Origin of the sequence: Paraburkholderia rhynchosiae, from assembly GCF_002879865.1 — a bacterium.
GTDB lineage: Bacteria > Pseudomonadota > Gammaproteobacteria > Burkholderiales > Burkholderiaceae > Paraburkholderia > Paraburkholderia rhynchosiae.
On the sequence record NZ_PNXY01000032.1, the window covers coordinates 38,833 to 51,697 of the forward strand.

Consider the following 12,865-nt stretch of genomic DNA (forward strand, 5'->3'; position numbering starts at 1 on the left):
AAATGTGGACAGCCGTAGGTGCGTGTCAGTGCCCGAAAAGTTGCCGTGCGACTCAGAAATGCCAGATCGCATCGGCAATCCACCGGTTAGATGCGCCTGGACCCAGGGTCGTCTTCGCCTCGCTGTTCGTCGCGATGTAGGCGACATCGAATTGCCACGAACGGAACTGCCAGGTCAGCCCGACATTGCCGTACACATAGCCGATGCCGATCACCGAATGCAGATCGTAATAGCCGATGCCCGCCGTGGCCGTCCAGCCGTGGACGAGCGGCAGGCGGCCGACCAGATCGTAGGAGACGGCGCGCGAGCTCGGCGACGGGCCAAAGCCCGTATTCGGCGACAGCGCGATCGATGCGAACACCGAGTCGCGCCAGCCGGCCGTCAACACGAGTTCGTCGTAATTGAAGCGCGCCGCGGACGGCACGCGCGTGAACTGGTAGTGCGCGAGCATGGCCTGCGCGCTCCAGTCGTTGGCAAGGCGCCAGCCGTAGCCCACGTTGGCCACGAACTCCGCGCCCGTGGTCCGCGTTTGGTCGAACCGGATGGAGGCCGCGGACGCGCCTGCAAAGAAGCCATTGCCGGGATACCAGTTCGCCGCAACGTTGACCGACGGCTGACGGTAGCTGATGTCCATGCCGCGCGTGACCTTGTCGGTGGCGATGCCGGCCTCGAACTGCCAGTCTTCGCTCGCCGCAGCGCGAGTTGCGGCGCCGACAGAAGCAGCGCGGGAAGCAACGCGCCAACCAACGCGCCAAGCAGCCCGAACGATGCATGCGTTCGAACTGGACGGGCTGGCGGGCGTGTCACGCCGGCGCAAAGCGCGATCGAACGGAACCTCGACGCCATCTTGTCGTTCAGAAATCCGGGTGGGATGGAAAAGCAATGGCGTTATACAAGCCATCCGGCAAGCCCTGGGCGGACTCCGCACAGCAAGGCTGGGCCGATCTTACCCGATAAAACCGAACGCAAGAAACAGCGGAAAGGAATGGTCAGGAACCGCCGTCAGGGGCCGCCGGCGCCCTCGCCGACCGGCTCCGCGAAGCGCACGCCGGGGGCGGCGCGCAACACAGCGAGCTGCTTTGCGACATCGCCGGGAGTTGCGACCGGCGCGAGCGAATAGACGCCGTTTTCGCTCGGCCCGCCGACGATCTGCAGACGCAGCGGCACGAGCAGCGCCTGCAGCCGTCCGACCGGCATCGCGGGATCGGCGACGAGCCGGATCGTTGCGCGCGTGGTGCCCGCATCGGCCTGGGACAGCGTGCGATAGCTGGCCGGCGCGCTATCGGCGCCGCGAGTGAAGCCGAGCGTCGCGAGCGCGCCTGTTTCCAGCAGCACGATGGCCGCGAGACCGCATGCGATCGCCGTCATGCGGCTGCGCATCGGCGCCCCCGCCGAAGACGACGTGCCCGTGTGAAGGACCGGCTGCGCGTCTTCGTCGAAACGCTCCCACAGATGATCGAGACCGCGCTCCACATCGGGGCCCGCCTGCTCGCGCGAGCCCATCGCCGCGCACAGCTTGCGCTGCGACGCGAGTTCCGCCCGGCATCGTTCGCAATCGCGCACGTGGGCGTCGACGAGCTTGCGTTCGGCGTCCGACGCCCGGCCGTTGACGATCCACGGCAACAGTTCCCATACGTGCAGATGAGCGAGTTCACTCTCGGCTGGATTGCTCATCGAGCGCTCCCATCGACGCCGGCAAGCGCCGGCAGCAGATTGCGCAGCTTGACCCGCGCATGAAACATCCTGGCCTTCACAGTACTGACAGGGCTTTCTGTTATCTCCGCAATCTCTTCGAGCGAATGACCCATTACGTAGGCCAGCTCCATCACGATGCGCTGCTCCGGGGCGAGTCTCGTCAGCCCCTTCGTCACCCAGTCGGTCGTTTCGTGTTCGGCGAACGGCTCGGTGGATAGCCCGTCATAGTCGTGCTGCGGTTCCGCAGGCAAGCCGCCCTGACGCAGCGCTTTCAACGTGACGCGGTATGCAATGCCCATGAGCCACGTCGACACGCGCGACTGGCCGCGAAATTCGCCGGCCTTCTGCCAGACGATCATGAAGGTGTCGTTGATGACCTCTTCGATCACATCGTCGCGCCGCGTAAAGCGGCCGAGAAAGCGGACCAGCCGCCGGTGATACTCGCGATAGAGCGCGGCCAGCGCGGACTTGTCTGGCGCCGAGATGCGCTGCAGCAGCGCGGCATCTTCCGCGTCGACGCTGCGCGCGGCAAGACAGACGTTGCTTGAAACGATCGGTTCCGGTGACATGTCGCTGGGCTCGCCATCCGCCAGATTGTGTAGATGACCGTGAGTGTCGTCGCCGGCGCGAAAAGTTGCGAGCGAAGCGAAAATAATTACACAGAGATCGTAACCGGTTAGCCGCTTCGCGGATGCCGAGGGTTCGCGCGCCCGCTCGTTTGTTCGCGTGACGACTCTGCCTTGCTGTCAGCTTGCGCAGGCGTGCCGCATGGCGGCACGAAACCGCACCGTCGCGCCCGCCAGTTTCGAAGTACGGCGCACTGGGCGAATGCATGTCGACAATCTGAAAGGCGCCGCTGACATTGAACACGATCACATGCGCGATGAGACCGACTTGCACCGAGCCGCCCGCATGGTGAAGCGCCGAGTCGTCGGTGAGTTCCGGCACGCGCCACGCGCTGAGATTCGCTCGCGCCATCGCGTTGATGATTTCAGCGCGCGCTTCTTCGATAGTCGACGGCGGCGGACTGATCCTGCCGAGTTCGTGACGCAGCCGATGCAGCCGCTCGCGCGTTTGCAGCGTGCGCATCAGCTTCGGGCGATCCATCGGGAGTTGTCTGCTGTGCGCGGCCGCCGACTTCAATGCCGCGAAGCCGAGGCCCGACTTCGCTCTGGACTGCGCCGGCATTCGGGTGATGTTGGCATCGCCGGTGCCTGACAATGCGAGGTCGGTAAGCGCCTGAACACCGCTCCCCGCCAATACTTTCGACATGGTGACCTGTTCAGCTTCGATCGGTGGGCGCATACCGTACCCGAAAATGCGAGACGCGCGGCCCACGCCAGCGAAGCTATGTGTCCGTTGCCGAAGCGCCGGCGTCGGTCGTGCGCGAGCGTTGCAGAGCGAGGCGAGACAAGGAGAACTGCGATAAAGAAGCCGGGCGGAAAACTGGTCACGAGTTTTCTGACGCCGCCGCCCACGCTGTCGCCGCAATCGCCATGGGACATGGCGCAGACCGAGCGTGAACTGCTTGCGTTTCAGCATCTGCTGTTCGTGCGCATCGTCGAGGCGCAATGGAGCGCGTTCCGCACTCATGCGCAAACCGATAGCCGACTGCGCGACGCCGGTTTCGTGGACATCGAATTCTTCGACGACCGTGCGCGTATGTCCCGACTGTGATTGCACGCAAGCCGCTGTGACGGGCCGTGCGTGACGTGATGGCGGCGCGCGACGCGCGGCAGTTATGCGCGGCGAGCCGCCTGTCGACAGCTACTGCGCGCGGCTCGACCCAACGGCGAGCGCCACACGTTCAGCGGCCTTCAGAGCTTCGTACGTGAGCTTGTATTCCGGCGTGCGACGCGCGGCTCGCGATTCCTTTAGCGTATCGCGCACGGTCGATCCGTCGGCTGTTTTCAGCAACGGATTCGCGCCGCGCGCGAGCAGCGCGCGAACCGCGTCGAGCTTACCGAGCGTCGCGGCAAGATGCAGCGCGGTCGTGCCGGTGTCCGGGTGCACGGCGTCGATTTCAGTCACCGAAGGCAGCAATGCTTCCAGCGTGCGCCGGTCGCCCGAGCGCGCGGCCCAATGCAACGGACGATAGCCTGTGTTGTCAGCGGTATTCGCATCGGCTTGCGCGGCGATCAAGGCGGCAACCGAACCGGCGCTCGCACTCGCGGCCGCCAGATGCAACGGTGAAAGCCCGGAGGTATCCGGCTGAGCCGGCGGCACACCGTACTCGATCAGTGCGCGAGTCAAATCAGCGTTGCCCGCAACGGCCGCGACATGCAGATGATTCCAGCGACCGGTCGGGTGCACCCAGCCGGCTTTCAAGGTGCCTCGCGTGATCGCGTCGCGCAATCCTTCAACAAAAGGCAACGCCGCTTTCTGCGAGCGAATCGCGGTGACCTTCAACCATTGCGTCTCGACCGGTCCCGGCGCGACCGGGAGATACGCGCCACGCACAGCGGACAGGTTCGCGGCATCGCGTAACGCGACGACTTCCGCCCCACCCCGCGTAAGCCTCGCCTCGTATTGCGCGCTCGTGAGCGGTGCCTTGCCGGCGGCCGCCGGCGACGCCGGGTCCTGAGCGTGTGCGTCGATGTTATCGATCAATCCATCGCGATAGAGATTGATCGACTGATGCAGGTCGGCCAGTTCGGGTGTGGTCGCAGTGAGATGCGTGACGAGCGGAGTCCAACTGGCGAGGAACCCGGCTAGCGCCTTGCCGCCTTCGTGTAGCTCGCCACTGACAATTCGCACACGCGTCTCTTCCAACTTGTAGTCCGACAGCCCTTCGATGACTTCGCCGGCATCGTGCGTCGATGCGCCGTCCGTGTGCGGGATCGGCAATTGGAGCGCTTCGCGTAACGCCTCACGGGCGCGCAACACGACCTCGACGCCTTCGTCATGCCCATAGCCTCGACCGCTAGCGGCCTTTAGCGCGTACTTGTCCACCTCGCCGAGCCGGTACATGCCGCGGCCGAGCGCGAACAATTGGCTGGCATCGTATGCGCCCCGGCTCGCATGGTGCGCCTGGCGAGCCGTCTGCACCTGCTGCCACATCAGGAGCGCGCGGTCCGAGCATTCGGACAGACCCTCGCGCATGTGATCGATGCAGGTCTTACGCAGCGAGCCATCGGTGGACATTTCGTGGCCGAGCGCCGCCACGTCGCGGTGAAATGCGGCTTTCGCGCTGCGCGGCAAGGTCCTGTCGATCCGGCTCGCCCACCTCGACATTACATCCCGTTCATCGGTCGTCAATGGGCGCCCTGGAACCGGCGCGGGATAGTCCGGGCGGCCACCGCCACTCGCCGTGAATATGATCTCGGGTATTGGCGGGCGCGATAAGCCGTACTCGGCAGCGAGGTCGACAGGTGCCGGCAACGTGGGAGCCGTCGAACTACTCGCTGCGGCCGGCAGCCGTGGTGCGGTCGTTTGCGCGGCGGCTATGCGGGCATCGGTGCTTACGCCAGTCGTTCGATGCGGCGAAGGTGGCAAGGTGCCGCGCGGCTGCGGTTGTTGCTGCGGTTGTTGCTGCGCACGCGTGGACGGCGGTCTCAGCGCCGCAAACAGCGCCCCAGCCCGACTGCGCAGCGGTGAGCGCCTGCGTAGCGGCGTACCGGACGACGTCGATCCCGATTGGCTGTGCTCCGCAGCGTCGGCTGCGGCGTGCGTGAGTGGCGCGGATGGGCTATCGACACGTTTCATGGCTGTCCTGAGATCGGTTTGGCGTGCCGGTCAGCGATGCAATCGGGTGACCAACGCAGCGAGGCACAAAGGCACAACGCGAGTCCATGCTGCACACGGCCTGGACTCCCAGGCGGATCACCTGGGAGATTCCCCTCTGAATACGCGTCAAGTATCGCGATGTCTGCACGACACGTAATCGAAAGCCAACGAAATCCGTGCTCCGTCAGCGAACCGGTTCAGCGACGTTCGAAGGGCTGGCCCTTCTTGCAGCCCTCCTTGCAGCCCTCCTTGCAGCCCTTCTTGCAGCCCTTCTTGCAGCGAGTGTGAGCGTGAGGCTGCACAGCGATGCTGTTTCGCCATCGTCGCTATCTATTCGGCGCATCTCCTTGCTCGCGGATCGCCGGTGAACACAATGGGCTCGTCACAGGCTCATGGGTCGCGTGTTACCCGCATTCGGTGAGCCGTCGCCCGACCAAAGGACGCTCATGTTTCAGCCGATTCGGCCCACACAACGGCCTCACGACGTTCCCGAGCAGGATGCCGCACAGACGGGAGCACAAACCCGCGCTCAGCAGCCCGCGCAACACAGACGCCGGTTGCGCGCCGGCGTGAATCCGCTAATCAGCCAATTGCCGACGCGGCCTTCAGCGACTGAAGGCGCGTCGTCATCGTCATTGGTCGAAGCGACACCGGTCGCGCAACAACGCGCGGAGCCCGCGACCCGTGCCACCGTACTCGCTGCGAGGCAACGCGATATCGATGCAATACTCGCATCCGCCGATGAAATCCGCGAGATCGAGACTCAGTTGCTCGCGCTAAAGACGCCCGCCCAGCCCGATGCACCCGATGCTCCGGCAATGTCGCAAGCCGAAGTCCAACAGGCCATTGCGCGGCTCGAAGCACGCAACGATATCGCACAGCGCGCCGTCGCCACGCTCGGCAAGCAGTGCGAACAGGCGCGTGCGGTCGTCGAAAAACTGAATGCGTCGCTCGAAGAAAAGTCGAACCGCCTCGAACAATTGCATGAAGCCCGTACCGCCGACACCCCCGCCACGTCTCGTCCGTCGCCGGTCAGCACGAGCCGCGCCGAATTGCGCGCCGCGCACTCGCGACGTATCGCCGCATTGGGACACCAGGTCGATATGTTGAAGAGCAGCCGCAACAAGGCGGCGCGCGAAGCGCAAGCCGTCGCGAGCCGCGATACGCTGCGCGCATCGGCAACGGTCGGCACTTTCGAATCGATCGACTACGTGAGTCCAGAGTTCATCGTGAAGATCACCGAGTGGCTGCAGAGCCTGCAGCCACCGCAGGGTCGGAGTTCACGCCGCCCGGCGGACACCGAGCGCCACCTGCAGGAGGCCATAACCACCGCCTTCGATCGCATCGCGCAAATCGGCACGCAACCGCAAGCCGATCCGCAGCAGGCACTGCAAGCGTTCATGGCGCTAGTCCTGCATCCTCGGCTGAAACCGCTGTACCCGGTCGTCGAGCGCTTGCTGGTGGAGGATTTCGGCCGCAGCCTGCGCGTGTCGACGGTTGGCAGACGCGTGGGCCGAACAATGGACCAGATGAATTCGGTGCGCCGTTGGCTCAACGTGACGCCTGCGCAAATCACGACACGTTCGGTGCTCAAGGTGTTCACGAACGCGCGAGCGAATCTGCAAGCGGCCGTGCAGCGGCAGTCGCGCGGCGTGATGTTCGGCGACGTGCGGATCATGGGTCCGGAAATCGCGCGCGCCGTCGCTCAGCTCGACACGGTGATCGCGCAGCTCACCGAGCATCGCGCTGCGTTTCAGGCCATGCTCGAGGCGATGGAAAAACAGTTCACCACGATCATGGACATCGACGATGTCGAAGCGATGGGCCAGCGCGTGGCGCCGAAACTCGATGCTTATTACAAGGGCAAGATCGCCGAACTGAGCGCCGAGCGCAACCGGCTCACGCGCGAAGGCGTGCCGGGTGCGAAGACCGGCGAGCCAGAGACGGCCGGACCCGGTCAAAGCGGTGTCGACATTGACCAGCTGGAAATCCGAATTGGACGTCTGCAAGGAGAAATACTTCAATACGCGAACGAGCACAAGAAAGAGTTCGAGCACTACGCGAAGCTCGGCGCGCGTCATATGACGGTATCCGATGAAGTCGAGGACATCGGGCAACAACTGTCGGCGCATCGCGAGACGCTCAAGCATCTGCGCGAAGGCAGCAAAGCCCAGATGCGGGAGCGTGCGGCGCGCGGCAACCAGAGTGAACAGCTCGAAAACCGTCTCGGTCAACTATGGGAGAAAGTCATGCGCGATCCGGCGCTCCTGCAAGTGATCTCGCCTGCCGCGCTTGACCGCGTAGTCAAGGTGCATGTCGGGCAGACATCCGAGCAGATGCAAGCGCGGATGAGCAAGGTGATGCGCACAGGCACCTTCGTTTCGCGTGCCGCTGTGTTGCGCGTGATTGCCGAAGTGGCGCGTCATGAGGTGGAGCAACCTCGATCGGCGCTGCTGGCGCAAGATCGCGACGCGTTCGAGCGCGTTGCGCAAGGCTATCCGGGCGGGCGCATCGACGCACTCTGCCATCATGGACGCACCATCGGCCACGGCGTGCGCAACAGTGCACGCGGCGTCGAGGACTCGCGCACGGGCACGAGCCAGTACGCGCTCGAATGGACACATGGCCAGGGTGCGCGTATCAGCCACTTGCATCCGTGGATATCGCCGTATTGAAGCGCGCGCCTATTTCGCCTTCGCTTCGGGTTCGCCGCCCTGCCGCACGGCAATCGGCTCGACCACGCTGAATAGCAGTAGCAAACACAGCAGCGCGGTGCCGACCATATAGAGAAACACGCTGGTCCAGCTGTATTTATCGAGCAGAATACCGACGACGAGCGGCGCGCATGCGCCGCCGATCTGCCCGACGCAATTCACGATGCCAAACGCCGTCGGATAGGTCGACTTCGTCGCGAGGCCCATTGGGTACGCGGAATATCCCGCGAAGCCGATACCGAGCATGAGGCCCGCGAGCATCAGCGCGACGCCGAGATACGCGACGCTATCCGGCGCATCGACGAGCAGCAGCATCATCAGCATGGTGCCGAGCGCACCCAGCATCATCATCGGCTTGCGGCGGCCGCCCAGCAGGCGATCCGAAATGACGCCGCCGAGCATGTTGCCCGCCACCGCGCCGATGAATGGCGCCGACGCGAGAAAGCCCATTTTTACCGACGCAAAACCCTTCACCGTGACCAGATAGGTCGGCATCCACGACATGAAGATATTGCTGATACCGATCATGCAGCCATAGCCGATCGCGATGCCCAGAATATTCCACGAACCGAACACCTGGCGAATTGTCTCGAGTTGCGGAACACGTCTGGTGCGATTGATCGCATCCAGATACGGAATGTGGGCCACTTCGTTGCGGCGCGACGTTTGCGCTCTGTGGCCCTGCTCCGGTGTATCGTCGGCGATATAGCGCTGTTCAGCGGCGGAACAGAAGCGGTTCTCGCCCGGCGAGTTAGTCACCAGAAACATCCATACGATCGCGAACAGAATGCCGGGGACCGCGAACACATAAAAGATCTCGCGCCATCCCCACAACTGGATCACGACGATACACACCGACGGCACAATCAAGGGGCCAAGCTTCGACGCGGCGATCCACAATCCTGTCGCAGTGCCCTTCTCTTTCGCGGGAAACCAGCGATTGATCACGTTCGTGCAGCCGATCCCCAACGGTCCTTCTGATAAGCCGAGACCGACACGATAGGCCTGCAACAGAAACACGGAAGATGTCGTTCCCATCAGGCCCGTGAAGATCGACGTGAGAATCATGAAGATCGAAAAGAGAAAGCCCGTGGTCTTTTCGCTGAGCCGCTTGTAGAGCAGGCCGACGGGTATCTGCACAAAGCCGTACGCGAACGAGAACAGGCTCACGATCAGTCCGGCCTGCGTGTTCGTAATGCCGTATTCCTTCTTCAGGTATGGCAATGCAATGCCGAAATTGGCCCGGTCCGCGCAGGCAATCGCCCAGACGCAGAATATCAGCCCCATGACGATCCAACGGTGGCCTGTGCGCTTCTCTGCAATCGGCTCCGCTTTCGCCGCCGCGACAACACCTTCAGCATTGTTCATAGTGAATCCCTCCGGACGTTCCGAACGGATATAGGTGTCACGCGGCACGTTCTCACGTTCTGTCTCCGATGTAGTTGAATCTTATTGTTCCCTTCTCTGATGAGAAGTGGCGAAGGAATGCCTGTTCCGACGCGTTTGATTCTGGCGGGGGCGCCATGTGCCGTCCAATCTTTTCTCGCTATTACTTGATGCCTGGATTGAATCGATACGCAGCGTGCCGCGGTGCGTTCGATCCGTGAATCAATTGATAGCGTTTTGGGATTGGACGCAGCGGGGGAAAGGGCCCATCATCCGCCGACATTGCGACTGGATGCGCCTGTGCCGGGCACGGTGCGCCGTCAATCATCAACGACAGTTCGCTAACGATAGTTCGCCAACGACAACAAGGAGCGCCCGAATTGAAACCGAGCATTCTGCAACTCAACCCGATTCTGATTCCCGCCATCAACGATAAGCTGGCCTCGCTCTATACCGTGCATCGCCTGTTCGAGCAGAACGATAAGGACGCCTATATCCGCGAACACGGCGCGTCGATCCGAGGCGTGATTACCGGCGGACACACAGGCATTTCCAACGACCTGATTCAACGGCTGCCCGCATTGGAAGTGATTGCGGTAAACGGCGTCGGCACGGATGCGGTCGATCTGCAATTCGCGCGGTCGCGCGGCATTCCGGTCACGGCGACGTTCGGCGCATTGACAGAAGATGTCGCCGATCTCGCGATCGGATTGATGCTGGCCGTGTGCCGCGAAATCTGTCCGGGCAACGACTTCGTCAAATCGGGCAACTGGCAAAAGAACCCTCATCCGGGCGCATTGCCGCTGTCCCACCGTTTGAGTGGGAAGCGCGTGGGCATCGTCGGCATGGGAAAGGTTGGCCGGGCGATTGCACAGCGCGCCAGCGCATTCGACTGCCCTATCACTTACATCGATTTGCGCCGTATGGACGATGTTGCGCATCCATTTGTCGCGGATCTGCTGTCGCTTGCGCGCGGTTGCGACATTCTCGTGCTGGCCGCTGCTGCCGATAAGGCGCAAGGCATCGTGAACGCGGCCGTGCTCGACGCGTTGGGCAGGAACGGCTACCTGATCAATGTGGCGCGCGGCAAGCTGGTGGTGGAAAGCGATCTCGTGGAAGCGTTGACAGCAGGCGTGATCGCGGGCGCGGGCCTCGATGTGTTCGTCGACGAACCGAATGTGCCGCCCGCACTCTGCGACATGGACCGCGTCGTTTTGCAGGCGCATCGTGCGAGCGCCACGGTTGAGTCGCGCACGGCGATGGGTGAAATGGTGCTCGGGAGCCTCGCGAAGGCGCTCGCCGGACAACGTCCGGAAGGCAGCCTGACTACCTGATGCCTCGCGAGGCGCCGGGTGTCCAGATCGAGCGGCAACGTCCGCACCTATAATGACCGTCGACTTCCCCATCCATGTCGATACAAGAATGCTCGATCTCGGACAAGTGCGTTGCTTCGTCGCCGCGGCGACAGAATTGAATTTCAGACGCGCTGCCGCGCTGCTGAACATGACACAGCCGCCTTTAAGCAGACAGATCCAGTTGCTCGAAGACAACCTGGGCGTGAAGCTCTTCGAGCGCATTGGCCGCACCGTCAAGTTGACGGCGGAAGGCGGAGTCTTTCTCGCGGACGCTACACGTCTGCTCAATCTTGCCGAGCAGGCCGAGAGCACTGTGCGGCGCGCGAGCAAGGGCAAGACGGGACGCGTGCGCATCGGCTTCACCGGCGCGGCCGGCTACGAGTTGATTCCCGAATTGCTGGTAGCCGCCGCCGACGTGTTGCCCGACATCGACGTCGTATTGCTCGAACTGGTCTCGGCCGCGCAGATCGAGGCCTTCGCGGCGAATGCAATCGACCTTGGCTTTCTGCGGCCATTACCGTCGAGGCAGAAGCTGGAGTTTCTTCTCGTCGATGAAGAGCCGTTGATTGTGGCGCTGCCAAAGCGGCATACGTTGTGTCTATTTGAGCAGATTGAGTTGAAGCAGCTCGATGATCAGCCGTTCATCATGCATTCGCCCGTGCAGGGGAAGTACTTTCATGATCGCATCATGGGTATGCTTGCCGCGCAAGGTGTGAATCTGAACATCGCGCAGTACATCGATCAGACGCCGACTATTCTGTCGCTCGTTCGTGCGGGGTTGGGGTTGGCGATTTTGCCGGCGTCCGCGCAGCGGTTTCATTACGACGATGTGGAGTTTCGATTTATCGCGGGTGGGTCGGTTCCGGCTGAAATGAGCATGGCGTGGCGGGCAGATCAGGATAATCCGGCTGTCGGCGCTTTTCGGTTGATGGCGGGGGAGTATTTTCTTAACAAGGGGCGGGGTTGAGGGTTGGGTTTGCCGTTGTTGTTGGCCTTTGCTTGAGCCGCGGTGGTCTATTGGCGTTGCCCCTATGCGGGGCGGCACCACCAACAGCAACAGCAGCAGCAAAACCACACCCTCAATAAGCAAACTTCCGATAATCCTCCCCACCCGGCGCGGTATCAACTTCATCAACCCGCGGCATATACCGCAACAACCGCTTCGCCCGCGAACTCAATCGATCATAAACACCAGCCGGTACATCCACATGCACCTCAGGCCGAAAATACCAGCTCCTGCTATACCCGATCACCACCATCGGACGCGGCACATCGGTCTTGTTCGGCGTGCCGCGATGCAGCGCGCGCACATCGCGGATCATCACGTCGCCGAGTGTCATCGGAATCGCCTGCAATTGCACGCGCCCTTCGCGCCACGCCTGCATGGCGTCCTCCGAGCGCATGCGATGCGTGCCGAACGTCGTCTCGAACGGCCCGTTCTCCATCGTGACGTCGCATAGCGGGAAGTTCACCGCGAGCTGGAACGACGGTGTTTCAGGCTCACCCGCGAACAGTGCGGGCGTGTCGCGGTGAATGTCCTGATAGGTGGAACCGTTCAGCGGCGTGTCGGTGGCGAGTTGGCACATCACCGGATCGTCGCCGGCCACGCGCTCCACTATCGCGAGCACGTCCGGGTCGCAGAAGATCGCCTCGTCGGAGAAAATGCCCGTGAACGGCAGCGTAATGTAGTGACGGTTTTCGCCGCGCACGGCCGTCGCATTCGACGCAAGCCGCTCGTCAAGCAGCGGCGCAAAAGCTTCGCTCCACGCTCGAAGCTTGTCCGCCGGAAAGTGGTTCCTCAATACCACCATTCCATCGCGCTCGAACGCCGCGGCGAACTCGTCAAGCTGGTCATCTGAATAGCGTCCCACACTTGTCTCCTTGATTTTTTCTGCGGACTTTAAATGTACCGCTTCCTTGACGCCCTTGTCTCGAGATGGCCCGCACGCAAGCGGCAAGTATGTGGGAACTGCGTGCGTCGCCAGGAAA

10 protein-coding genes are annotated in these 12,865 nt (G+C 62.7%); 4 read left to right on the forward strand and 6 right to left on the reverse strand.

Annotation, left to right across the window (positions count from 1 at the left end):
• Positions 1–52: 52 nt before the first annotated feature.
• The 3 genes from C0Z16_RS30285 to C0Z16_RS30295 all read right to left on the reverse strand — a co-directional run bounded on the left by C0Z16_RS30285 (position 53) and on the right by C0Z16_RS30295 (position 2,264).
• Complete coding sequence (locus tag C0Z16_RS30285) at positions 53–817, reverse strand: TorF family putative porin (protein ID WP_158244538.1); 765 nt, start codon at positions 815–817, stop codon at positions 53–55.
• Positions 818–1,002: 185 nt separating this feature from the next.
• Positions 1,003–1,674 carry a zf-HC2 domain-containing protein gene (locus C0Z16_RS30290; protein ID WP_102635731.1) on the reverse strand — a complete coding sequence of 224 codons (672 nt, stop codon included), beginning with the start codon at positions 1,672–1,674 and terminating at the stop codon, positions 1,003–1,005.
• Positions 1,671–2,264, reverse strand: coding sequence for an RNA polymerase sigma factor (locus C0Z16_RS30295; RefSeq protein ID WP_102635732.1), 594 nt, complete (start codon positions 2,262–2,264; stop codon positions 1,671–1,673). Before C0Z16_RS30295 ends, C0Z16_RS30290 begins: the two co-directional genes overlap by 4 nt.
• Before the next feature lie 934 nt (positions 2,265–3,198).
• Between C0Z16_RS30295 and C0Z16_RS37895 the strand changes: the two genes are divergently transcribed.
• A complete protein-coding gene (locus C0Z16_RS37895; RefSeq protein ID WP_158244539.1) occupies positions 3,199–3,372 on the forward strand; it encodes a hypothetical protein in 174 nt (57 codons plus the stop codon).
• A gap of 90 nt (positions 3,373–3,462) precedes the next feature.
• On the opposite strand, the gene C0Z16_RS30310 is transcribed toward C0Z16_RS37895, so the two are convergent.
• Positions 3,463–5,400, reverse strand: a complete 1,938-nt coding sequence (locus C0Z16_RS30310; RefSeq protein ID WP_102635735.1) for an NEL-type E3 ubiquitin ligase domain-containing protein — start codon at positions 5,398–5,400, stop codon at positions 3,463–3,465.
• Positions 5,401–5,867: 467 nt separating this feature from the next.
• On the opposite strand from C0Z16_RS30310, the gene C0Z16_RS30315 reads away from it, so the two are divergent.
• Complete coding sequence (locus C0Z16_RS30315; RefSeq protein ID WP_102635736.1) at positions 5,868–8,096, forward strand: hypothetical protein; 2,229 nt, start codon at positions 5,868–5,870, stop codon at positions 8,094–8,096.
• Between the two features lie 9 nt (positions 8,097–8,105).
• Here the strand turns inward: C0Z16_RS30315 and C0Z16_RS30320 are convergent, their stop codons facing one another.
• Positions 8,106–9,503, reverse strand: a complete 1,398-nt coding sequence (locus C0Z16_RS30320; protein WP_102635737.1) for an MFS transporter — start codon at positions 9,501–9,503, stop codon at positions 8,106–8,108.
• Positions 9,504–9,901: 398 nt separating this feature from the next.
• Here C0Z16_RS30320 and C0Z16_RS30325 point away from each other — a divergent pair, with 398 nt between their 5' ends.
• Positions 9,902–10,855, forward strand: coding sequence for a 2-hydroxyacid dehydrogenase (locus tag C0Z16_RS30325; RefSeq protein WP_102635738.1), 954 nt, complete (start codon positions 9,902–9,904; stop codon positions 10,853–10,855).
• Between the two features lie 88 nt (positions 10,856–10,943).
• A complete protein-coding gene (locus C0Z16_RS30330) occupies positions 10,944–11,843 on the forward strand; it encodes a LysR family transcriptional regulator (protein ID WP_102635759.1) in 900 nt (299 codons plus the stop codon).
• A gap of 112 nt (positions 11,844–11,955) precedes the next feature.
• Here C0Z16_RS30330 and C0Z16_RS30335 read toward each other — a convergent pair whose 3' ends face one another.
• Positions 11,956–12,747, reverse strand: coding sequence for a phytanoyl-CoA dioxygenase family protein (locus C0Z16_RS30335; protein WP_102635739.1), 792 nt, complete (start codon positions 12,745–12,747; stop codon positions 11,956–11,958).
• Between the last annotated feature and the right edge of the window lie 118 nt (positions 12,748–12,865).